At 31.9% G+C, this 25,847-nt stretch carries 11 protein-coding genes; 1 reads left to right on the top strand and 10 read right to left on the bottom strand.

The window, feature by feature from the left end:
- Window positions 1-19 precede the first annotated feature (19 nt).
- The 9 genes from Q0733_RS02145 to Q0733_RS02105 all read right to left on the bottom strand — a co-directional run bounded on the left by Q0733_RS02145 (window position 20) and on the right by Q0733_RS02105 (window position 24,060).
- Window positions 20-553, bottom strand: a complete 534-nt coding sequence (locus Q0733_RS02145) for a hypothetical protein (RefSeq protein ID WP_298778383.1) — start codon at window positions 551-553, stop codon at window positions 20-22.
- Window positions 537-6,032, bottom strand: a complete 5,496-nt coding sequence (locus Q0733_RS02140; protein ID WP_298778380.1) for a hypothetical protein — start codon at window positions 6,030-6,032, stop codon at window positions 537-539. Before Q0733_RS02140 ends, Q0733_RS02145 begins: the two co-directional genes overlap by 17 nt.
- Window positions 6,029-6,394 carry a four helix bundle protein gene (locus Q0733_RS02135; protein WP_298778377.1) on the bottom strand — a complete coding sequence of 122 codons (366 nt, stop codon included), beginning with the start codon at window positions 6,392-6,394 and terminating at the stop codon, window positions 6,029-6,031. Before Q0733_RS02135 ends, Q0733_RS02140 begins: the two co-directional genes overlap by 4 nt.
- Before the next feature lie 142 nt (window positions 6,395-6,536).
- Window positions 6,537-7,973 (bottom strand): PKD domain-containing protein, encoded by a 1,437-nt coding sequence (locus Q0733_RS02130; RefSeq protein WP_298778374.1) that lies wholly within the window; start codon window positions 7,971-7,973, stop codon window positions 6,537-6,539.
- The gene (locus tag Q0733_RS02125) at window positions 7,970-14,374 is read right to left on the bottom strand and encodes a T9SS type A sorting domain-containing protein (RefSeq protein ID WP_298778371.1); all 6,405 of its coding nucleotides are present in this window, start codon (window positions 14,372-14,374) and stop codon (window positions 7,970-7,972) included. The genes Q0733_RS02130 and Q0733_RS02125 overlap by 4 nt, the downstream gene beginning before the upstream one ends.
- Window positions 14,375-14,378: 4 nt before the next feature.
- Window positions 14,379-15,647, bottom strand: a complete 1,269-nt coding sequence (locus Q0733_RS02120) for a SprB repeat-containing protein (protein ID WP_298778368.1) — start codon at window positions 15,645-15,647, stop codon at window positions 14,379-14,381.
- Between the two features lie 52 nt (window positions 15,648-15,699).
- Entirely contained in the window at window positions 15,700-17,052 is a 1,353-nt protein-coding gene (locus Q0733_RS02115) for a SprB repeat-containing protein (RefSeq protein ID WP_298778365.1), read from the bottom strand.
- A gap of 4 nt (window positions 17,053-17,056) precedes the next feature.
- The gene (locus tag Q0733_RS02110; protein ID WP_298778363.1) at window positions 17,057-19,291 is read right to left on the bottom strand and encodes a hypothetical protein; all 2,235 of its coding nucleotides are present in this window, start codon (window positions 19,289-19,291) and stop codon (window positions 17,057-17,059) included.
- On the bottom strand, window positions 19,291-24,060 hold the full coding sequence (locus tag Q0733_RS02105) for a hypothetical protein (RefSeq protein ID WP_298778361.1): 4,770 nt from the start codon (window positions 24,058-24,060) through the stop codon (window positions 19,291-19,293). The genes Q0733_RS02110 and Q0733_RS02105 overlap by 1 nt, the downstream gene beginning before the upstream one ends.
- Window positions 24,061-24,333: 273 nt before the next feature.
- On the opposite strand from Q0733_RS02105, the gene Q0733_RS02100 reads away from it, so the two are divergent.
- Entirely contained in the window at window positions 24,334-24,783 is a 450-nt protein-coding gene (locus Q0733_RS02100; protein WP_367276287.1) for a YdeI family protein, read from the top strand.
- Window positions 24,784-25,037: 254 nt separating this feature from the next.
- Here the strand turns inward: Q0733_RS02100 and Q0733_RS02095 are convergent, their stop codons facing one another.
- A complete protein-coding gene (locus Q0733_RS02095) occupies window positions 25,038-25,637 on the bottom strand; it encodes a transposase (RefSeq protein ID WP_298778358.1) in 600 nt (199 codons plus the stop codon).
- Between the last annotated feature and the right edge of the window lie 210 nt (window positions 25,638-25,847).

Below are 25,847 nucleotides of genomic sequence, written 5' to 3'. Positions count from 1 at the left end.
TGTCTTTTCGTTTTTTATACTACGCCTCAAAGTCGGGAGACTTTGCGGAGCGGGGATTATTGTATTTTCTTCTTAAATTCAAAGCCCCAACATATTTAGGTATTCTATTCATTGAAATTTCGATTTCACTAAATTCATTTATAGGAAAATTTACAGATTCCCAAGCCTTAAATCTTTCCCAATACCCTCTAGGTGGTTTTTCTATTCTGATGTCGGGAAAATAATCCTCAATATCATCTGATAAAAACGGTTTAGGCAATACTTGACCGAAAACGACAACCTCTCCTTCAAATTTATTTCTTGAATCATTTGGTAAATAAGGATAAATTGAAATTCTATCAATGCTTTCGCCTTTTATATAAATCGCAAATCCATCAACTCCTTGAAATTTGATTTCTTTCCGATTTGGCGATTGCTCAATGTAATTCTCTATAGTATACTCACATTCACATTTTTTTTCAATCCATTTAATAATATCATCATTTATCCCAAGTGTTATTTTATTTATTAAAATATTGTCTTTTGTAAATTCAATGCTAGTTAATTTTTTCATAAGTCTTAGTTAATTCATTAAATTTATAATTGTATTTTGTTTTTAATGGAGAAACTAATGTTCCATCTGCTTTTGTCCAACCTTGAGTAATCACTTCTATTTCTCTTTGATAAAAACCTGTAGAACCAAATAAAGTAGTCGGATCTGATAATAATCGAACATCATCACCTCTTTTAAAAGCTTCCTCCAAAAATGGTAAATTATATCGATTCCAAAATATTTCATTAGCTGATGCAATTACATCATCGTTCGTAAAAGACTTTCCAGACGATTCCAATATATCTCTTGCTTCATCCTTCAACTTCCCATATATTACTTCATCTACATCAAGAATATTTACCCCTCCATTATTAACGGTACCTCTTCCGAAAGCACCCTCAGGTAATTCATTTTTTATAAATTGAGAACCTGGGGCGTCTAATTGGTCATCAAACTTTGCAATACAAGTAGTAGTTCTATCAGATTTTGTAACAACATCACTTCCCCAACCTTTATATTTAAGTCGTATACTATTCTCTGATATCTCTGCTAAAACTTCTGTTCCACTATTGGCATAAACTTTTATAATATTTCCAGACTTTTCAACTTTATGCCCAGCTTTTTTAACAGAATTATAAAAATTTGGTATATCACCTTTAAAGGTTCTTGCTAAATCAGCCAATTCATCCCCCGCGTTAGCCAATTTTTGTAAATCGTTTTTTATTGCATTTTTGTTTACATCAGATACGCTACTGGGTAAATCATCTATTACTGCAAGTGCATCATCGGCAGATTTTTTTAAGACTTGTGTTAATAAACCATCAGCACTTAAAGACGCTAATTCTAGTATTGTTAAAAAGGTTCTTACTTTATCGCATGTTGTTTTGTTATTGTTAGAGCTTTCATCTGGGCATATTTCGTCCTTTAATAAATCTACCATTATACCTAATGAGCCTGTAGTAACTTCTGCTGTTGCTAAAGTTACTTTTAACTGTTTTTGTAATTTACTTAAGTTTTTTAGATGCCTAAGTTTTCCCAAATTACCAATACCACTAACAGTACTTATAACATCAACTCCTAAAATTATACTAGACTCTAAATTTACCGTAGCATTTTTAGTGCTCATAGCCTGTACCATAAACATAGGTAGTAATGCGGTTTTTTTAATATTAAGGTCGGAGTCTATATTTTTATAATTTATTAAAATTACAGGATCGTAGATATTATAATCTTTTATATGTGTGGCTAAACTGTAATTAAAAGTGTCTGGGTTGTAATCGGCATCTGAGGAACTAGCATTATTATTGTAAAAGACATCAATAATTTCTCCATCCCATCTTAAAACATACCTACTGGAATAAAAACCTAAAACTTTGGTACTATTGTATGGAATTATTTCATATTGTGTTTGACTATAGCTAGAGTCGTTCCAATGGTTCTGTAGTAGTTTTATTAGTGCTGTAAAATTATCTTCGCCACCATAATCGTCTAACCTCTGCCAAAGTACTTCCAAAATAGTACTATTATTACTTAACTTATCTAACAAGCCTTTCATTAAATTTTCAGAAGAAGTTTTACCTAAAGCTTTTAAAATAGATAAAATAGCAACTTCTTCGTTTGTACCCCATTCGTCTATAGTACAATTTAGTAAAGACTTAAGCGCATTCCATAAGAGATCTTCCCCTTTTGCTTTAATATGAAAAGTAGGAGCTTCTGCAAAGTAAACATCTATATCATTACAATCGGTATTTTCTGTAATTGTAGCAGGAAGAAGTTTTTCGTCTAAATAACTTCTTATTTTCTTAGAAACGTTTGTTCTTTTAGTGGCGATAATTACAACTTCATCTAATATTATCTCGTTAATAGATGAATCATTTGATATAACATTTTTTAATTCGTTTTGGTTTTTAACATCATAATCTTTATTAGCTTCATCCTTTTCGTTTTGATTATAAGTTTTAGTTTCTTCTGAAATCTGAATAGTTTCTCCATTTATACCTAGAGTTTTACAAAATAGTTCAATTTCATCATGATGATCGAATTCAAATTGAAAAGCTAGTTTACCATTACTTTCTAGGTTTAAGCGGTAAACTATATCTGTAACACCTACCAGCCATGAAAACCTGTTTTTTCTGATTTTAAGTGTTTCTTTGTCTTTTTCAATTTTTATTGTTTCATAAGGAAGAGAAGGAGCAATTTTAATTCTAAAATTGAGTGTTTCTCCATCAATTACTATTTCTTTCGATCCTGTAATTAAACAGTCATTATAATTATAACATTTACCTCTAACTAATTCTTCCCATTCTAAACTACTTTCTCCTCCATTATAAGAATCTTTAATATGATTCATTAAATTTAAAACAATGTTCTCTATTGTTTTATAGTCATTTTCAGTAGTACTCTCTCCATCCTCATCACCTTGAAAAATATACAATTGCAACCCAGGCGCATGAATTTTTTGCCAATCCATGTGGGTAAAGGCTATTTTGTCTTCGCATCTTAAACCTTGTTGTTGTTCAAGAGGATCGCAATAATCCATTAATAAATTGGTAGTACCTTGGGTAATAGCATACTCAGTAAATGGGTGTTCTAAACCAAAAATACCATGCCCCAGCTCATGCGCTATGGTACGGCTTTTATTAGTTGGGTTAAACACAAAACCATATTGGCGTTTTAGCGGCATAAAGCCTTCAGTAGCGCTATCTGTAGTAGAAATGTCATCACCTAATACAAAGATGTAATACATTTGGTCTTGTAAGGTGCGTTGCGTTTTATAGTGGTTATAAATTGCACGTTCTTCTATGGTATAATTTGCTAAAGTATTACTATCGCCAATATTTAATTGTCCGTTAGGTTTTTCTACATCCCAAATACTTTGGTTTATGGTAAACGGGGTATCTATTGTTACATTAAATTGTACGCCAGCAGTATTGTAAATAGCATTTAACTCATCGGCTATAGCACTACCAACTGACCCACTGCCTACTGGAACTAAAGTTACATTTACTTGCTGTTGTGCCAAATGCCATATATTTACTTTACCAGCAATATTATACTTTGCTGTAGAGTCTACAGGTTTTACAGTGGCTAAAATTTCTTCTTTAGCAAATTTGAGACGTTTTTTTAAAGGGATCGTAGCAGTATTACCATTCCATGTAGCTGGTATATTAACCCCTTGTTTGGTTTTAAAAACAATATCATCAGAAGTTTTACCATTACTAAATGTGGCTTTAGCTGTTAAAAAATCTTCTGTATGATCTTTTATATCAGAAATTGCTTTATAAAGCACATTATAGTTACCCTCGTTTGCAATAGCTATAGTTTCGTATTTTTTTCTAAATTTTGTATCGGTAATACTTTGTCGTAACTGATCACTACTATAAAACCCTTCATTAGAAAATAATATAGATACATCTTTAGCTGTTATACTATTTACGTTACCATTGTTACTCGCTCCATTGGTATTATTAGATGTTGGTGCACCCCCTTCGGCTTCTTCTCCTAATGGTGTAACATTACCATCTTTATCTACTTCCCATTTTTTTTGCGGTTCACTTCCGTCTGTAACAATTGCAGGAGGCGTTATATTTAAAATTAAGGAATTTCCTTCTGCATTGGTAACAATAACATCTCCATTATCATCTACTCGAATTTCGTCAATTATAATATCAGTTTGTACTTCATCAAACTTTCCATCATCTCCAAAAAGAGTATCTGTTACATTGTCATATGCTTGATCTAAATCAATAATACTTTTCCAATCTGGGTCATATTCTGTTTCAACAAAACCAGATATTAGTTGATAATCTGTATTGATACCAATATTATTAAAGGTAACTTTAATTCTAGTGTATTTACCTATATTAACACTGCCTTCTGAAGCTTCATTTACTAAATCAACATATGTTTTTAATTTTTCTAAAAAAGGTATGGTAATGTATCCCCATCCTGAAAAACTACCACTACTCCCTGTAACTTCTCCTATGACTACAGGGAAATCATTTGCTTTAAATGTTTCTCCGGCTCCAATATTTTGCAAAGGACTTTGGTTGGTTATGTCTATCTCTGGTGGTATTCCACAATTATAATACGCTTCTTCGTCTTCCGTTGGTGTAGTAAATTCATGTATTTGAGAAAATGCAAAGCCTCCTTGAAATGTACATTCTCCACCCACTCTAAACTCATAGGTAACGCCAGCCTCTAAATTTTGAATGTTACTTTGTTGGTTGTAAGCATATAAACTAAACCAATCTTCAGCCCCATACCCTTTTTTACGGTATTGTATTTGGTAACGTAAATGGTCAGAAAATTGCCATGTTATTTCTACAGTTTGAGAGTCTTGCGCTTCAGATAATATAAAATTAGGTGTATCGCAGTTGCCTTCGTATTTAAAATGATTAATTTCACTATAACCATTATTTCTAAATACAGAGGTTTCGCTTATACCATCGCTCACTAAAGCTCGTACTTGCCAACCATAGGTTTTACCTTCTAAAAGTTGGGTATCCGCAGGGCCGTAGAGCAAGGTTGTTGCAAAGGTAGTGGTTTGGGCTAATGCTGGACTTGCTAAAAAAGCGGCTTGTGGGTCTATACTTGTGTCCCATAATTCTTTAATGGTAAACTCATATTGTACACCTGTAGCATTTAAATGACGCGGTGTCCAATTAAAAATAATGTTCTGCGGATTTTGTGCGGTTACCAAATCGCCACTATTTGGAGTGTTTAAGATTGGTGGATCGTTCAATATTAAATAGACAGAAAAACAGCTTTTACGAGATATTAGCTGTCCAGACAGGAAATCGTACACTTCAAAACAAAAATTGTAACGTCCATCTGGTAAGGCTTGGTTATATTGTTGTGGTGTAAGCCCTAAAAGATTATTAAGGTTAAAATATGATCGTAAATCAAGGTTTGATAATCGTTGGTTAATACCTCCGTCTAAAAAAATAGGAGTTGCTCCTGCAACAAAATCTAAGGTTTCTATGTTTAACCCTTGTCCTTCTATATACATTTTCAAACGTACCTGACGCCCTAGTTCCTGTGTATCAGTCAATAATAAATTAACAAACAGTTTTTCGGCAGAAGTGGTTTGATAATCAGATAATTTTAAACTATATGGTGGTACTAGCTGTGGGTTTACTTGTACTGGATAGGTTTGAGCGGTTGCTATTTGGGAGTATGCAGTTAGCAGTATGGCAATTAGTAGTTTTGCAGTTTGCAGCTTGCTGGTTTGTAATAGGCGGTTGGCAGTGGGCAGTTTTACAGTAGGCAGTAGGCAGTTTACTGTAGGTAGTAGGCAGTGTTCAGTAGGTAGTTGGTAGTAGGCATTAGGCTGTAAAATGTTGACTTTACGCAGGACTTTTTTTGATTTTTTACTAATCTTAGACTGCATGCTAAATACCGCACACTGCACAACCCATACTGCAAACTGCACACTGCATACTAAATACTGTAAACTGCCTACTGCAAACTGAATACTATTTTTAAATAACTTTTTCATTTATTGCTAAATTTTTCAGGATTTTGAATCATGTATCCAAGTAATTTTCCAATTTCTGTGGATTCTTTTATTAAATCGCTATGTATTGTTTGATTTATATATTTACAAGCTAATGCAAAATCTATCCAAACACTTGTTTCACTATTTTCCATATCAGCATCAGACAACTTAGCTATAAAATGTTTAGGATACAAACGTTTTCTATATCCTTCAGCAATATTTGCACAAACAGAACGAGAACTTCTTCTCATTTGATCTATAAGAGCATAGCGTTCTTCTTTTGGAAACGATTTTGATATTTCAAATATCTTCATCGCCAATTTAAATGCTTTCTGATATGCTTTTAAACTTTTAAAATCCATTTACTCTTTTTTTACTGCCTACTTTTTCACTGTTTCACTGCCTACTCTTTTACTGCCTACTCTTTTACTGCTTACTTTTTTACTGAGTACTGCCTACTGCTTTTACTGCTCTACTGGCATACTGCTTTACTACCTACTTCCCCTACTGCTTCATCACCTTAATATCAATTACTATATACGAATTATCACCGTCAACTACAAAATTTTTAATTTTAATTGCTCCTTTACGTCCATCTTGAGTTTCAAATAATACAATTCTTGGAACTATTGTATTATCAAAATCTTGTAAGCCTTCTGTGGTTTCAGTAATGGTTAATGCCTCTAAAAGTGTATCGTCTGTCATAGCATCAAATTCTGCTAGGCTCATAGAAGCGGGACAACCACAAGATTCTTGCAAATTAATAAACTTGGTATATGTTGCGTTTGGAATGGCATCAAAAGTGAGTGTTTGTACTTCGTCTGGAGATACAAATTTGTTAAAAGTGAAACTTTGATTCAATCCAAAAAAAGCAATATCAATAGCAGCACCATTATCTGCTGTTACATCTTCTTTTTTATAAACCTTACGCGTTGTTGTTGAAAAAAAAGTACCAATGGTATTATTGTTATGTGCTGTATTGATTCCTAGCTGTATGTCTTGAAATGTTCTAATATTAGTATTGACTACTACAGTTATATTTTGAGAAGTAGATAGTGTTTCTTTTCCGTTTGTAGCTTCTAATTCTAATGTATATGTTCCTGCTGAATTAAAAGTAACCGTTGGATTTTCTTCTGTACTCGTGCTAGGTGTTCCTCCAGTAAATGTCCATGTATAATCGGTTGCACTAATGCTGTTGTTTATCATAGTTAACGTAACTGGTGCTTGAAAGTCATCATCTTCAAAAGCAACTTCATAATCAAAAGCCGCAACCAAATGTGGTGCAACAGTAACGGTTTGCTCTGTTTGATACGTTTCCAATCCATTACTGACTTCTAAAGTAATAGTATGTTCACCGGGGTCGTTAAAGATAACATTGTTTGGATGTTGATTGGTTGATGAAGTAGGTGATCCATTTTGAAACGTCCAACTATAGTTATCTGCTCCAATAGTAGTATTGGTTAAAGCAACTTCCATAGGAGGAAAATTATCTACTAAAATTTCTTTAGTAAAACCAATAACAACTTCTGCATCAATAGAAATCGTAATTTCTTTTGAATCTGTGCTTTCATCTTGGTTTGAAGCATCTAAACGAATGGTATAATCTCCTGCTTCTGTATAGGTTATTGTTCCTGGATTTCTATCTGTAGAACTTGTTGGACTGGCTCCAGTAAATGCCCAATTATAAGTATCGGCACCTTCTGTAGTATTGGTAATTCTTACCTGAACTGGTACTGAATAATCGTTATCAACTACTTGAATCTCAAAATCAGTAATAACAGGTATCGCTTGTTCTCTACTTTCCGAACAGCTTATTATTAGTAGGCAGTATACAGTAAGCAGTAGGCAGTGGAAAGTGGGCAGTTTTCTCCAATAGGATTTCCATACTGTAAACTGCGTACTGTAAACTGTAAACTGTAGACTATAGACTAATTTTCTCATTCGATAATAATTTTACGAATTTCATTTCCTTTTGCGGTTTCTAATAATAAGAAATAAATACCAGTTGATAAACTGACATTATATTTTAAATTATACTCACTAGCACTATGCGCATATCTATCATCTAAAGGTACATTGGAAACTAAACTAAACAAGCGTAAGGAAATTGAAGCTTCTTCTAGTAATGTAATATTTACTTCAAACTCGCCTGTAGTTGGATTTGGATAGGTAACAAAATCGATAATAAAAGGTGTATCTGCATCACCAATGTCTGGTAAATCTCTAGCTTCTTCTACAATAACTGGTTTTGTATAATCTTGAAAACAATTACCTTGAAAAGAGCGTAAAGTAATTTCATAAGCGCCTGGAATATCAAAACGTAGTGTTATGGTTTCATTATTCTCTTCAATTATTTGTGCCTCATTTGGTAAAATCCATTGTACATTGGTACTTATTGGATTACTGGTATTGATTAGAAGAATATCTTCTTCAGCAAAAGCCTGTGTTGTAATTAAAAACTGGGAGTTTATACCTACATTAGATTGTACTATTTCTATACTATCTGTACCTGTACAACCCAAAACAGTTGTTACTGTTGCAGTATAAATACCTGCTTCAGTTAAAGAAATAGAAGGAGAACTACTTGTAAAACCGTTATTTGATGTCCATAGATAGGTTGCGTTAGGATCATCGATACTAATATCTAAATCATGAGATTGTCCATTACATAAAGTTCTGTCTTCTCCTAAATCTAATGTAATAACTTCAGGGTTCTCAATAGTTAAGTTTAATATAACTTCACACTCTTGTTGATCCACAACACTTACCCTATAATCACCTGGACAAATGTTGCTAATAGAGTTTGTTGTATCTCCTGTTTCCCAATTGATAGTATATGGTGCAACACCTCCTGTAATATTTAAATCTATAACTCCTTCGCAAGCATCTGCACAATTAACTTGAGTTATATTGGCATCAACATTTAAAACTTCGGGAACATCTACATTATAAGTTTCAATAATTTCACATCCAAACGCATCTGTTATAATTACCAAATAATTACCAGGTTTTACGTTTACAATTTCTGAAGTGTTATCACCAGTATTCCAACTATAAGAATAAGGTGGTGTCCCGCCTGAAACTTGTGTACTTATCGTCCAGTCATTATCTGTACCACAATTTATATAGTTTCCATCTAAAGTAGCTATTAACACCTCTGGCTGGGTTAATTCAAAGGCATTACTTTGAGCGGTATTTCCATTTTGATCTTCTACAATCACAAAATAGGTTCCTGCCACTAAGTCTTCTAAAATAACATTTGTACCTAAAGGTGTTGTATTTCCTTGTTCAAACCAATTATATAAGTATGAACTTCCACTTGTAAACGGAACACCACCGGTTACTGAAGCTATTATACTACCATCTTGATCTCCGTTACAAAGAATAATATTTTGAGTATCTACCGTAACTTCTAATAAATCAGGTTCTGTTATAGTATATGTATCTGCAATTGTACATCCTTGAGCATCTGTAATATCAACTGTATATGTACCTGCCGGTATATTAGAAAGTATATCTGTTGTAGAAGATTGTTGAACCCCATTAGCATCTCTCCAAGAAATGGCATAAGGTAATGTTCCTCCTATTATTGATACTTCAACAGATCCGTTTGATAAGCCAAAACCTGTTGCATCATTTACAGTGTTAGTTTCTATTTCTAGAAGGTTGGGTTGGGTAATAGTAATGGCTATAGTTTGTATATTTCCATTTATTTCAAAATTACATTGATTGGAATCTCGGACTTGTAATTCATAATTTCCACTGATTAAATTTTCAATAAGAATTGAGTTTTCTGTAAAAGATAACCAATTACTATATGAGTTTGAATTTAAACGCATGCGATATTCAAACACATTTGTTCCCCCAGTAGCCTGTAATAAAATAGTACCATTATCTTCTTGATAACATGATACGTTTTGAGAGGTAGAGGTAACTTGAACAATGTCTGGTTGTGTAATAGTTAATATTGAACTTTGTTCTTGTATACCATCAGCATTACTTACAATTACATAATAAGACCCCACAGGAATATTTGATAGAAAATCACTGTCTGTACCAACTATCATATTAGTATCTGCATTATACCAAGTATATTGATTTCCTCCTGAACCTCCAATACTATTTGCCATTAATTGACCATCGCTTCCTCCAAAACAACTAATTTCTTGAGTTTGTTCAATATCTGTAATTAACTCACCAGGGTTTGCTAGATTATAGGTTTCTTCATGTACACACCCAATATTATCAGTTATAATTATGGTATAGGTTTCTGGTTCTAGATTATTAAGAACATTAGTATTTGAAGTACTGTTTGTTGTTTCATTTACTAATACTCCTGAACTATTATACCATTGATATGTAAATGGAGCTTCTCCTCCTGTAACTTCTATAGAGATACTTCCATCTAAGTTATTTCCTGTTGGTCTCATTAATGATACACTTGAAATATCATATAATACGGGTTGCGTAATTGTATATGTTTCTGAAATAGTACAATTATTTTCATCAATAATTGTAACAGTATATTCTCCTGAGCTTAGTTCATTAATATCTTGGGTAGTAGCTGCATTACTCCAACTATAAGTATAAGTTCCTGTACCTCCATTTACAGTAATATCTATTGCTCCAGTTTGTTCTCCATAACATAAAACGTTTGTTTCTATAGTATTGGTAATTTCTAATTCATCTGGTTCTGTTAAATCAAATTCATCTTGTACTGTTATACCATTACTATCGGTAACAATTACATAATAATTTCCTGCAAAAGCATCTGATAATGTGGCTGAATCACTTAAAGGAGTAAAGTTGCTATCATACCATTGATAGTTGTAAGATTCATTATTTAATAATAAACCTCCATAAGCTTCAGCTATTAACGTTCCTGTTTCCCCTTTACAGTTAATAGGGTCATTTGTTATAGAAACTTCTAATAATGGTGGTTGTTCAACAGTAAATTGTTGTTCTAAAATACAATTATTTGCATCTGTAACTCTAACTGAATAGTTTCCTACCTCTATATTGTTTAATGTATTAGTAGTTTCTGTTAGTTCTGTATTTGAGCTATTAAACCAAGTATAACTATACCCGGGTGTACCTTCTTGCATAGTAATTGAAATACTTCCGTTTGATAAGCCAAAACCTAAAGGTGCTGTTATTATTGTATTTGAAATTTGTAATTGAGCGTTTGGTTGTGTAATTATATAAGTTTCTGTAACACTACAATTATTATCATCTGTAATAGTTACACTATAAGTTCCTGAAGATAAGCCAGAAATATCTTCAGTAGTTGCTCCATTACTCCAAATATATTTGTAAGCATTTGCAATAGTGCCACCATTTACAGTAATATCAATTGCTCCTGTTTGTTCGCCAAAGCATAAAACATGAGTTATTGTATTATTAACCGTTAATTGGTCTGGTTGATTTATAGTAATAGTATCTGAAGCTTCATTACCATTTGCATCGGTTATAGTTACCCCATAAGTACCAGCCATAATATTTGCTAGTTCCTTATTGGTCCCTATAGATACAGAGGTATCATTCATATTGTACCATAGGTAAGAGTAGTCTAATACGCCTCCTGTTGTATTAGCTTTAATAGTTGCTAAAGAATCATTAAAACATAAATTTAATAAGGTTTGTTCAATTTCTACCACTAATTTATCTGGCTGTGTAACTTCAAAGACTTGAGTAAGTTTACACAAATTGTTATCTGTAATTGTTACTTGATAATTACCAATAGCTAATCCTGTTACTTCAGAACTTGTTGAAAGCTCTGTAGTTGTTCCTACTTTTACCCAAGAGTAAGTATATGGTGCGGTTCCACCTAGAACAGAAACTTCAATTTTACCATCGTTTGTTTCAAATCCACTTAAAGGTGTTACTGTTGAATTGTCTATACTTAACGGAGCTAATGGTTGATTTACTATAATATCATTTTGAACAATTTCACAACCATTATCATCTGTAATAGTAACGCTATACGTTCCAGAAGGTAAGCCTGATATGTCTTGAGTCATTACCCCTCCATAGTTCCAAAAATAAGTATAAGGAGCAGTTCCTCCATTTACAGTAATATCAATTGCTCCAGTGCTATCTCCATTACATAAAACATGTGTAATGTTAATTGGCGCAACACTTAATACTTCTGGTGCAATTAAATCTTTATTGCCTGTTATAGAAATAAGATTGGCGTCGGTTACTTTTACTTGATACTTGCCTTCTGGTAGGTTAGAAATTTGTTGGTCAGTTAAATTTAAAGAAGTACTTGTACCGTCTTCTTCAATTATAAACCATTCATAAGTGTAAGGTGCAATTCCACCAGAAACATTAGCCTTTAAAGCTCCGTTGCTATCTCCAAAACAAGAAATAGAATTTGTTTCATCTATTTTATCAATCTTTAATAATGCTGGTTCTACTAATGTAATAGTTTCATTTACAGTACATCCTGAATTACCTGTTGTTGAATTAAAGTTTGCATCTTTAACGGTAACAGTATACGTACCTCCACCAATTCCAGAAATATCTTCTGTAGTTCCAACAATATTATTTAAACTATCTTTCCATTCATAAGTATAAGGACTACTACCACCTATTATTGTAATGTTTATGCTACCATCTGTAGATTGAAATACTGTAGGGTTTGTTTTTGAATCTAACGTTAATTGGAGTGTATTACTAGGCTCTGTTATTGTAACCCCTTGTGTTATAACACAGTTTCTACTATCTCTTACTTCTAAATGATAAGTGCCAGCAATTAGATTACTAATATTTTGATTTGTAGAAATTTCAGAGCCGCTACTATCAGTCCAACTAAATGTATAATTTGGTGTTCCGCCAGATACAGAGACAATAATACTACCGCTTGCTTCACCTTTACATAGTACATCTTGTCTTGTTAAAGAAGAAAAACTTAATTGACTAGGTTCTAAAAGGGTGATTGTATCTTCTGCTTGATTTCCATTATCATCTGTAATTACAACTTTATAATTACCTTTTTCAAGACTTGTGATTGAATTTGAATTACCAACTGTACTTGTAAAAACACCTCCAGTTTCTTTAAACCATTGGTATGTGTAACCAACATTTAAAATTTGTGCACCACCAGATCCCGTGGCAGTTACTTTACCGTTTGAAGCATTAAAACAAGAGATTTCATTTGTAATTTCAAGCTCTACAGTTAAAGGTAAAGGCTCCGTAATTGTATATATTTTAACAATTTCACATCCATTATTATCTCTTATGGTTACTGTATAAACCCCTTTAGAAAGATTAGATAAATCTTGATTAGTAGAAAAAGTACCATTAACACCATCTTTTACCCATTGGTATGAATATGGCTGTGTACCTCCCGAAACCGTAATAGCAATAGCGCCATCATTACCACTATTACTAGATACATTTTGAGAGTTATCCGTAGTTATTGAAAGTGCATTCTGAGGCTCTGTTATTGTTATCCCTGATGTGTTTAATATACATCCATTTCCATCTTTTATATTTAAAGAATAAACCCCTGAATTTAGACCAGAAATATCTTGTGCGGTTGCTCCATTACTCCACAAATAATCATACGGAGGAGTACCTCCACTAACTGTAATATCAATTGCTCCCGAAGCTTCCCCTTTGCACAATGCATTTGTTTTAGAACTAGAAAATGCTAATTGGGTAGGTTCAGTTATAAGTTTAGAAGATTCTTTAGTAATACCGTTACCATCATTATCTATTACTTCTACTTTATAAAGCCCAGCACTTAAATTAGAAATAGTTTGTGTGGTTGGGGTAAGTAAAGTACTATTTCCATTCAATATTTTATACCATTTATACTTATAAGGACTTATACCACCATCCGGATTTGCAGTTAAAATACTTGTACCTCCATTACATCTTATTTGATTTATAGCTTCTTGACTTATAGATACAGTTAACTCATCTGGCTGAGTTAATGTATAACTATTTTGAATACTACAACCCGCATTATTAGAAGAATTTGAAGATCCGTATGCATTATCAAATACGGTAACTGTATAAGCGCCATCACCAATAGTATCTAAAGTAGTTCTATAACCCGAACCATAAACTTCTGCTTCAGTTGTTGTTAATAGTGTATTAGAACTATTTCTCCATTCTACCGTATAACTATCATCACTAGCTGCAGTACCACCATCTATTTGAATTGTAATAGAACCATCTACACCTGCAAAAGCTGATGGGTTATTTTTATTAATTAGTGTTAAAGTTAAAGCTTCAGGCTCTGTAATTTCAATTGTAATTACTTTATCTGTTTGCGCTTTAACTAAAAAAGATATAGCAAAAAAGCATATAAAAAGTATTCTTTTTCTCATAATTTTATTCTTTTTCCGTACAACCATTTGCATCTTGTACTTTTATTTTTTTGGTTCCTTTTGGTAGCCCTGTTATACTGTGTGTATTTGCTGCAGAAAAAGGCAACCAAATATTAGTATTATTCAACTCATATTTAAAACCACCTACACCTCCTGAAGCATTTAGTTGTATAACTCCATCACTTCCTCCATTACAATACACATCATTTAATTTTGTGGCAGAAAATGTTATTGGTAATGGATTATCAATGGTAAACTGCCTAGAGGTTTCTAAACTAGAAAATGTACTCCCTGTTTTTGTTTGGTATTTTACTAAATAGTTTCCAGAAGCTTGTGAAATAGGCCAATTATAGGTATTTCCAGCACCTAAAGAGGTTACTTCTCCTGGATCAGTTTGATCAATTAATATTTGACTTACCCCTTCTATTTTCCACAATGTCATTATCAATTCCTCTCCTGCATTAAGTGCTCTATCAAAAGTTGTTGTAAAACCACCATCACTGCTATAGGAACATTGGGTGTCAGTTGGAGTGAACGATAGAATTTTCGGAGAGCAGGTTTCAATATTTATAATTACAATATCAGATTCTAGTATTTCAGATGAAGAATTGTATTGATATTTATATTTTAATTTTATTGCATTTGAACCTGTTCTTGATAAATAATCGTTTCCAATTATATCTTCTACAGAATATTTTAGAGGATAATAATTACTATAATTTTCTAACTGCTCCCAATTATTATTATCATTAAAAAAATACCATGTTAATCCATTTATAAATTCTGAATCTTCTATGTCAGAATAAATTATTTCGTTTGGGCAAATATTGCTATCATTAGGAGTCTCAATAATAGGGCTTATTGTGGCATCAATAAACGTACGAACACCATTAGGGTGATTAATTGTTTTAGAATCATAGTCATGAAAATTTCCATGATTAAAAAGTAAATCATTATAAAAAACATCACTATATCCACTATTACAAAAATCAAAACCAGATACTCCTCCAACATCATTAATATAATTTATTTCTATTCTATAAGGTCTTTCGCTTAAAGTAATTATTTCAGAAGAAAAAGAATCTACATTATTATTTTCTTTTACATCATAATATTCTACTTCTAAAGTATTAATTTCAATATCTGCTTCATTATAAATAATTACATATACAAATTCACCGTCATCTGTTTCGTTTGGGTAATGCCCACAAGTATCATTACTATAATCTATACTAAAGCTAAATTTAAGATTATATTGAACTTGTCCTTGCATTTTACAAAGAGTAAAAAAAGTTAATAAAAAAAACATTCCTTTCCTCATAATTTTATTCCTTTTCCGTACAACCATTTGCATCTTGTACTTTTATTTTTTTAGTCCCTTTTGGTAGCCCAGAAATAGTATGAAATATTGATAAACTACTTGTACCTATACCAGTATTGGTAAATGGAATTCCTGTTATTGCCTCATTTAAAAAATATTTATAATTACCTATACCACCTTTTACTTCTAATTCAATTTTAGCATCACTTCCTCCATTACAAAACACATCATTTAATTTTGTGGCAGAAAATGTTACTGGTAATGGGTTGTCAATTGTAAAACCATCTTCTGTACCTTCTAGACTACTCCAAACTGGGTTAGCTTCAGAAACATTTAATGTTTGATATCTAACTTTATAATTACCTGCTAAAATTGGTGTATCACTTGGCCAATTATAAGTATAGGTGTCATTTCCGTTATCTATTAAAGTTTCTGTTACTTTTTGAGTTAGCAAATTGTATTCACCAGATATAAATTCATTTTCAAAAAATAAACTTGCTACTAACTTTTCATTTGTATTTAAATTTCTGTCTAAAATCATACTAAAACTACCATCATCTGTGTAAGAGCAACTTGTGCTTGTTGGTGTAAATGATAGGAGTTCTGGGGAGCAGGTTTCAATATTTACAATTATAGTTTCAGATTCTAGTATTTCAGATGAAGAATTGTATTGATATTTATATTTTAATTTTATTGCATTTGAACCTGTTCTTGATAAATAATCGTTTCCAATTATATCTTCTACAGAATATTTTAGAGGATAATAATTACTATAATTTTCTAACTGCTCCCAATTATTATTATCATTAAAAAAATACCATGTTAATCCATTTACAATCTCAGGAGTTCCACTTGTATAAATTAATTCATCAGGACAAATATTGCCTCCATCGGGTTGAGGGTTACTCAACACGGGGCTTATTGTAGCATCTAAAGTAGTTCGTATAGGTTCACTAGTACTGGTATTTTGATAATCATAGTCATGAAAACCTCCATGATTAAACACCAAGTTTTCACAAAAAATATTAGAACCATTGCAATCGTAAGAACAAGAAGTACCAGGATTATAATAAGCAGTTATTTTATAAGGTCTTTCATCTAATGTAATTATTTCAGAAGAATAAGAATATATTTCTATAGAATTACTATTTTCTAAATCATCATGAGCTATGTTCGTAATACTTTTAATCAATTGATTATTTTGATTATAAATATTAACATCTATATATTCTCCGTCTTGAGTCTCAAGTACACAAGCATTATCATATTCAATACTAAAGTTAAATTGTAAATAATATTGTTGCGATTGTACTTTAAAAAAAATAAACAAAAAAACTAAAAATAATACTTTTTTCATTTTCTTAATATTTAACTTTAAACTTTGCAATTTCACTAGCACTACCATCTTTAAAAATAGCTCGTATCATATATACATATTCATTATTAGGTTTTACTTTATCATCTACAATACGTTTTGTTATTGGTAAAACATTTCTCAATAATGATACTGGTTTGTTATTTATCCCCTTATAAATAGATAAATGAGCAACATTATCTTCTTTATAGGTTTTCCAATAAAGTTCTATATAACCATTTTTTTTATCAATATAAGCATCTAAACCCTCTACTGATGGCAACATACTAGTTTTTGGTATTACTACTGTTAGAGGTGGTGCAGGGTCAGATTCTAATTCGCTATCATCTATCGCTATAATGGTATAACTATATTGTTTGGTTTCTTCTACACTTTCATCTGTCCAGTTGGTAGTAGGCAGTAACTCTGTTGGCAGTTCTTCAGTAGGTAGTGAGGTAGTGGGCTGCGTACTGCTTACTGAATTCTGCTTACTGCCGACTGCCAACTGCTTACTATCCACTGTATAGACTAACTTCCAATCTAAACTATCTTTTTCTTTTCTATAGATTTCGTGTTTTACAACATCTTCACTAGAACTATTTGCCCAAGTAAAGTTTACATTACCTTTATTAATAGTATACGATTTAAAAACAGGTTGTGTTGGTTTTATAAAATCCGGTTTTTTTACTTCTAGGATTTCTGAAGGCTCAGACATATTAAAACGCATATCTACTGCAATTAATTTATAATATACTTTAGAGTTTAAGTTTTTTACCGATATACTATCATAATACACTTCTCCACGATGTGGTGAAACGGTAATCTGAGAATATTCTTCCGTTTTATTATTTCCTCTAAATACACGATAACCTAGCATGTCTTCTTCTTTATTAGCATCCCATTTTAAGGTTACAATACCCAAACTATCAATTTCTCCTTTAAAACCTATTGGTTTTACTGGGGGTACAGAATCCACAGGTTGAATAAGTGCTGGAAACGATGTACGGCTACTTCCATTTTTTCCAATAGCTGTAATAGTCATATAATTGGTAGGTTGTAAACTATCGTATTGTATTTTACGGGCTTCAGGAGGGATATTTTTTAAGATTACCTTATACTTACCATTTGCTTTATCACTTCGGTTTAATTGAAATTCTTTAATATGTTGGTTACCTTCTTCTAAAAACTCCCATTCTAAAATGATGCTTTTATCATCTAAATAATTTTTAGTGGTAATTCTAGGTACATAGGCTAAAATTTTTTCTCCTTTACCTGATACCGTTTCTGAGACAGGACTTAATTCTCCAAAAGGAGTTTTTCCTAGAATACGATAATGATATTTTTTCCCGTTACTTATAGAATCAATATAAAACATTCGCTTAGGGTCTGTTTTATTACTATTATTTAAACTAGTTAATGGTAAATCATTTAAGCGATTAAAATTTGTTCCATCTTCCGAACGCTCAATAAAATAACTATTATAGGTTTTATTATGGATAGCATAATTCCAACTCAACATAGTTTTACTGTCTAAAAAAACACCTGCCAAATCTAAAGGCTTAGGTAATGCTTCATAATCTTGTAAACCTATAAAAACACCACCGTCTTCAATTTTTAGTTCACTTTCGGGTACTAAGGATGCTATTTTATATACATATTTTTCACTAGCAAGTACAGTATCGTCAATAAAACCCAAACCTGCCATTTGAGCTGTTGTATAATCTTGATCAGCAGCATATAATCCCCAAGTAAAACGCTGTTCTTGTTCTTCTGCTAGGTTAATTATTGCTGAAAGTTCATCTACACCTTCCACATCAAAACTATCTCCATATAAAGACTGTGCCATTATTGCTGCATTGTTATTTTCTTCAATTAAAAGCATCCACTCTTCTAAAGGTTTGGGTTTAAAAACACCAATACTTTTTTCTACTGGTTGGGGTAAAGTTTTTTTATTTCTACTTATAGTATAGCGCTTAACATTGTAACCATAAGTATTTAATTTTCGCCATGCTTTTGCATTCGTTACCGCCCAACGAAGCATAATTTTACCATCTTGTTGTGGACGAGCCATTACTACAATTTGAGAATTTTTAACTGCTAATGTATCTTGCTCTTGTGCTTTTGCCAGTTGGCAGTATATCAGTAAGCAGTAGACTGTAAGCAGAAACTTTAAATACTTACTGCTGTCTGCTTTATACTGCAAACTATTTACTAAAAACTGTATACTATTAAACTTTCTCATTAAAACGGATTATTATAATTAAATATAGCAGAACTCCCTTTAATATCTCCAGGCAAAATATATTGCATTTTTACTTTGTAATTACCTGTTTTTATTGATGGAAATACACCATTAATAATATAGTTGTACTGTTGAATTTGGCTCTGATATTGTGATGTATTGTTTAAATACGCATTAACAACTTTATATTGAATATCAATAAAATCTTGTTTGTAATGATATGGCAGATAGTAACGATATGGGATACGTGTATCTAATAGAGAAAAAGATGAATTATTTTCTAAATAACTAGGATACCATGTCAAAATATTTATCCCTTTTTTAGGAGGTATTCCTAATTCTGTTACATCTCTATCCACTGTAAATTGAGGTTGCAATGGATATCCTTGATAAATTAATTGATAAATACTATTAGTATAATATGCGTCATCTAAAACAGCTTCAGTTTCTACTAATGCTTTATAATTGGTACTGTCATCTCCGTTTAGTTCTAAAAGACTAAAACGTTCTGATGATTGTACATCTGTTTGTATAGTATGTACATCAGAATAAATAGGCTCTAAGTAGTGTTGTGTAGCTTGTTTTGCTTGAATTTTTTCTGCAAAGGTATTATGAGCACTTGTTTTAAAATTATAAACTAATATTTCTACATCTTCAGCCTCACGAACTACTGTTTCTGCTTCTCTGTTTCTGACTTCAATTGTTGTTCCATCTTGACCTGTATTTTGAGAGGTATAAGTATCTTCTTCATTTGAATTAGTATCATCTTGATTAGGAGAAGTACTTACTATACGTAATGTATATTCTTTTTGATTTTCAAAAGTTGGAAAATCAAAATTAACAAGTCTCTGACTTTGACTATAAGATACATTTGCACCGTTTTCTATACCTAAATCACTTTCAAATTGAATAGTTTGAGTCCAATCAGTTTCTGGAGTAAATAAATAAGGTTGCCCTCTAACTAATTTCACATAACCAGATGATCGTTCATTTTGATAAAAATAATCTTGGTCAATTACTGGATAAGAATATACTATATTAGTAAGCGGAATATAATCTGGTGCTTCCCCTGTAGTAAAATTACGTTCTTCTATCTCTACAGCTGGCTTCCCATTTTGGGTCAGCGTCACCCAATAACCACCTTGTAACTCTTGGAAATTTACTTTCACTTTAATATTTAAAGAAGTATTAGGTGGTAAAATATCTGAAGAAACAAAATTTACTACATCATTATTTTCATTCCATTGTAAATCACCTTCAATAGGCACACCTTCTTTGGTTATAGTGTATTCTTCTAATAATATACGGTAGGTTTTTACACCTTTATCATCTTCTAAATCAAAAGGATGATTAATTCGCATATTAAATACCGCTTGTGGTACAGTAAATACATCAACATCATTTGTTCCATCATCTGGTTTAACGTCTGAAATTACTTTAAGTCCACCTAATGGAGCTCCTCCTACAATTTCACATTCTTCTCCCAATTCTATTTTAAAACGAAAACGCCCTTTAACTAAGCCTCCTAAAAGATTAAAATGCCCACCTACATAACCTCTAAACCAAGCTGGATTAGGAAGTTTAGCTTGTAACAACACTGCTGCTCCTGCTTTAATTATTGGTATTTTTTTTCGTATAAAAAGTAACTTCACTTTAATTCCTAATTCTCCTTGTAAATACGCATAAGCTTGCCCATTGGCATACCAACCATCAATTCCAATAGCGCCACTTCCTTCACAGGCTGTTTCTCCATAATCTTTTACCATAATATCAAAACCTAAACCAGCTTGAAAACGAGCATAGAAGACTAAAAAAGTCATATCACCTGTATCTACACTTAAATCTGCACCAAAAGCAAAACCACGTCCATCACCTAACGCGTTTAAATCTCGCATATAATCTAACGTTTCTAATTGCACTCCTAATATATCAGCAACAATATCAGGTGGCGGAGGACTTCCAGGTATATTATCTCCTATCATTAAATAAGTAGTAGCTTGTACATTAAAACTTCCTATTCCTAATTTAAGACCTATTCTATCTTGAGGAGTTCCTAAATGAAGATACCATTCGCTTGGTGCAATATGAAAAACTGCCCATCCTGCTCTTCCCTGAGGACCAACACCTTTAAAGAAACCTCCAGGTGTATTTACAAAAGTTTCCATTTCTGCATGGAATGTATCATTTTGAAAGTCCATTTCCATCGAGAAATGAGCGTCGATACCCACATCAAAAGTAAGTCCATCTTGAGGAAAAGCAACTTTACTGTAATCCACTAAATTGGACTCTTTAAGACTATTTATAGCTTCATTATTTTCTCCTAAACTATTAATCTTATCTTCCAGTTTAGTCAGTTTTTCTTTAAATTTATCTCCAAATTTAAAATCTACAACTTTCATCATATGTCCCTCTCCAAAAAATAGCACTCTATTTAATCCTCCACTTGTATTAAAAGCCATCTCGAACCCTACTTTACCATTAAAAGCTTTTTCATTAGCTAATGCGAAACCTAATAATGCTCTAAAACCTAAACCTGCTTGAACATCTGGGTAATAATTTACACCTGAAGGTGGCCCAGGAGTAGTCACCGGTTTTCCATCATATATTTGCATAGGAGGGTTGGGTGCTTTTGACATATGATAATATGCACCACCACCAAAACCATTAACTTTTAATGTTGGGCCAATTTTTACATTTTTTTCAGATAAATTTGCATATGCATCTACATACCAATATCTAAAATCTGTTTTACCAAACCAAGCAGAAGCTTCTACACTAATTCCATTAAAAGTAGCGCCCAATTCGCCATAAAAACCATCTCCATAAACAGGGTCATCATCTTTGATATCTACAAAGCCATTAATTTGAATAGAACCTAAATCAGCACCAATAGCAATGCGACTCATATCAATACGATCGTATTGCCATCGCTGTAGTTCATCATTCTCATTAAATTTTCCTACAATGGATAGTGATGTTTCACCTGAAAAACCACTTTCCATTAAATTAATATCAATGTCAAAATGTAATGCTGCTATATTATCGTTTGCAGTAACTCCAATTTCTGAAATTGTTACTGGGAAATTAGCAAATTTAACTTCGCCGTTATAGCCCATATAATCGACTTGAAAATAAGGAGATTCTGTTTGCAATTGTAAGTTTTGAAAGGTTATGCCTTTAAAGTCTATTGTTGCCTTATCTGGATTGGTAGTGCTATTACTTCCCTTAATAGCTAAATTTCCATGCAAAACTGCTTTTGGTCTAAATTTATTTTCTGAAACCCGAAGTTCTATATAAGAATTTGGTGTTAAAGTAGCTTTTGCTTTAAACACACTAAAAGACAAGGAATCCTGTGTCGCTACAGTAAGTAGATAATCATCATTTACGGGATCAATAATAGCTTTATAAGCTAATGTTTTTCTTTTTACAGCTGTAGAATCTGTACTTTCAGATTGTGTAATTTCATTTGATATAGGTAATACTATTTTCCCATCAAAACCAGCTCCTATTAAATTATTAGTTACAAATTTAGCTTCAATATGATCTACAGAAAATTGCCATTTAGATGCATCTCCTTCTGTAATAGGTAAAATATGATCTACAGAGAACTCCCCAGAAACCCCCATACCATCTATAAGCAAATGAGAAGCTTTAAATACAACTCGCTCTTCACTTTTTCTTTTTTTAAATTGTTTTGGCAATACAACGGTTAACGTTTTTACATATACCCCTCTCCATAATTCTTTATTACCTGGAACTAAATATTGATCGTATCCATCAGGAAAATCTACATTTGGAGAATTTCGTACATCACTAAAATCAAAGACTGCTGTATTAAGTTCAAAAATAAGTCCTGCTTTTCCACTACCGTCAGTACTATTTTCTTTTGTTAATTGAAATGGAGGTAAACTAACCTCTACCAAAATATCATTCCAATCACTTACAATGGTTTGAAAATATCCTGTGACTTTATCATCTAATTTTCCATTTTTTTTATGCCCTTCAGGTACTACAGTGTAATTACTATCTACTGGCTCCAACATGCTTCTAGGAAATAACACATCTGCAGTAATACCTAACTCTTTAAAACCACCACAATCAACAGTTACATAAGTTAAATCTGCTACATTACCTGTTTGCATATCAAACCCACCCTTGAGTACCACCATAGAATTACCGCCATTTATTGGGATTGGTACATCTCCTAAAAGAACCAAGTTTGCATCACCATAAATACCCCCTTTATGAGATAGTTTGATATTGTTAGCGCCAAAAAACAATTGCTTTTGATTGCCTTGCGCATCTAATTGTGGAATAATAATCCTTACAAAGGCAGTTACTTCTGTATATTCTGGAGTAATACGGGCTTGACTAATACCCAATGTATAAGTGATATTACCAATATCTTTTTTAACACCAATAGGTAGTGTTACCAAATCGTCTGGAGAGACTAAATCAACATAGTTTTGTGAAGTATCTAAATCATCCATTACAGCTTTTGCCATAAGGATTTTATTATTAGCAATACTATCTAATGGAAAATTTTCGGAAATATAAGTTTGATTAAACTCACTCGTACTAGTTTGATACTGTATTATATTAGTATTTACAATCTTATCAAACTCTTCAAAGGATTTAGTTTTAACTTTATTCTTTAAAATTATTGAATCTTTTTTTTCAATAAAATCATTATTATTTAAACCAACATTAGCAAATAACTTGAATACACTTAAAAAGAAAACAATAAAAAAAGCAGTTTTTTTCCTCATAACATTTTATTATAACATAGTTATGGGGAAACTCTAAAACTAAAATAACATTTTTAACAAAATAAAGTAAATGTTACTTATTTTGATCTAAGATAGTAAAAAAATAAGATAATAAACAAAACATTGTTTTTAAAAATATCAACATACATCTAAAAGATAAATTAACTTTAAACATGAAGTGATACAGAATGGCGTAACTGGTTATCAGAAAACCATAACTTATCAAAAGGCATATATCTTATTTTCTACAAGGTTGAAAATAAAGAGGCTTCTATGCGCTGGGAAGAAGCTGTAAAAGTTGCTCTTTGTTTTGGGTGGATAGATGCTACAGTTAAAAGTCTTGAAAACGGAAAACGAAGACAATATTTTTGCCCTAGAAACACAAAAAGTGTATGGAGCGCATTAAATAAAAAATACATAAAAGAATTAACCGCAAATAATTTAATGCATAAAAGTGGTTTAGAAATTATTAAAATTGGCAAGCAAAATGGTTCTTGGACAGCTTTAGATAACGTTGAAAAAGGAATTATTCCTGAAGAACTACAAATTGAATTCGATAAAAATAAAACTGCTTTTGAAAACTTCAAAAACTTTGCGCCAAGTTATAGAAAAAGTTATTTGTATTGGTTGAATCAAGCAAAAAGAGAAACCACAAGAAAAAACCGAGTTACAGAAATAATTCGGCTTTGTAATGAAAATATAAAGTCTAGAAATACTTGGTAATTAATTACAATCCACTCATAAGGTACTAAACCAAAAAGTGTGTAAGTAAAGTTATTCTGTAATTTTTCTAGGGCAATCTTAAAATTGCTCCATGAGGAAAAATTACGGAAATAACTTTACGATTAAATAACCCGCTGCGCAAAGTCTCCTGACTTTGAGTTATCTAATTTTCCACTTCTATTCTCCCGCTGCGCAAAGTCTCCTGACTTTGAGCCATATAATTTCCAACCTCTATTCTCTTTTAAATTCATATTTTAATACTGATTGTATTTTGTTATTGATGACTTTTTTAAAACATCAATAACAGGATTATCAACAATTTCAATAGTAACTAAACCTTTATTATTTACATAGTTACTTGCACTAGAATATCTATAATGCGAAGCCTTTTCTACAATTGCAGCACGTACTGGGTTTAAATGAATATAATCTAACTTAGACCATATAAATTTATTTGAGTATATCTCTTCGGCATGGTTGCCATATTGCCAAAACTGATAGTTTTTATTTCTACTATGTGTTTTTGTAGCTTTTTTAAAACATTCTAACATCCATTCTCTTCTGCTTTCAGACTCATTTAGTATTTTATCTAAAATTGTTTTAGCCGTAAATTTTTTAAAATCTCGTACTAAATCTGATAATTTACCTTCTTTACTTTGTATAATTAAATGTATATGATTGCTCATTATAACATAAGCGTAAACTAACATTCCTTTATTTTTAACACAATAATCTAAACACTCTATTACTACATCTTTATAAGTTTTGCGCGTAAACACATCTACCCAGTCTACTACTGTGCACGTAATAAAATGTATTTTTTCTTGGTCTCTTATAATGTAGCCTTCTTTCAATTTTTGTATTCTTTTATTTTAATTCATTCGTTTATTACTAGTATTCAAAAATGCTCAAATTTGTTTATGTGCCGTTACTATCTTTAGCCGCTTCAACATAGTGCCGCAAAGTCGGGAGACTTTGCGGAGCGGGGAAACCACAAGAAAAAACCGAGTTACAGAAATAATTCGGCTTTGTAATGAAAATATAAAGTCTAGAAATACTTGGTA

This window comes from uncultured Polaribacter sp., from assembly GCF_947500975.1.
GTDB lineage: Bacteria > Bacteroidota > Bacteroidia > Flavobacteriales > Flavobacteriaceae > Polaribacter.
Note: the sequence above shows the minus strand (reverse complement) of the source record. Positions and strands in the feature narration are given on the sequence as shown.

Excerpts from the sequence above, each read along its gene's own strand:
- Q0733_RS02105 (WP_298778361.1), bottom strand. The coding sequence starts at position 24,060 with ATGAGGAAAAAAACTGCTTTTTTTATTGTTTTCTTTTTAAGTGTATTC.
- Q0733_RS02135 (WP_298778377.1), bottom strand. The coding sequence starts at position 6,394 with ATGGATTTTAAAAGTTTAAAAGCATATCAGAAAGCATTTAAATTGGCG.
- Q0733_RS02120 (WP_298778368.1), bottom strand. The coding sequence starts at position 15,647 with ATGCAAGGACAAGTTCAATATAATCTTAAATTTAGCTTTAGTATAGAT.
- Q0733_RS02125 (WP_298778371.1), bottom strand. The coding sequence starts at position 14,374 with ATGAGAAAAAGAATACTTTTTATATGCTTTTTTGCTATATCTTTTTTA.
- Q0733_RS02100 (WP_367276287.1), top strand. The coding sequence starts at position 24,334 with ATGCGCTGGGAAGAAGCTGTAAAAGTTGCTCTTTGTTTTGGGTGGATA.
- Q0733_RS02145 (WP_298778383.1), bottom strand. The coding sequence starts at position 553 with ATGAAAAAATTAACTAGCATTGAATTTACAAAAGACAATATTTTAATA.
- Q0733_RS02130 (WP_298778374.1), bottom strand. The coding sequence starts at position 7,973 with ATGAGAAAATTAGTCTATAGTCTACAGTTTACAGTTTACAGTACGCAG.
- Q0733_RS02140 (WP_298778380.1), bottom strand. The coding sequence starts at position 6,032 with ATGAAAAAGTTATTTAAAAATAGTATTCAGTTTGCAGTAGGCAGTTTA.
- Q0733_RS02115 (WP_298778365.1), bottom strand. The coding sequence starts at position 17,052 with ATGAAAAAAGTATTATTTTTAGTTTTTTTGTTTATTTTTTTTAAAGTA.
- Q0733_RS02110 (WP_298778363.1), bottom strand. The coding sequence starts at position 19,291 with ATGAGAAAGTTTAATAGTATACAGTTTTTAGTAAATAGTTTGCAGTAT.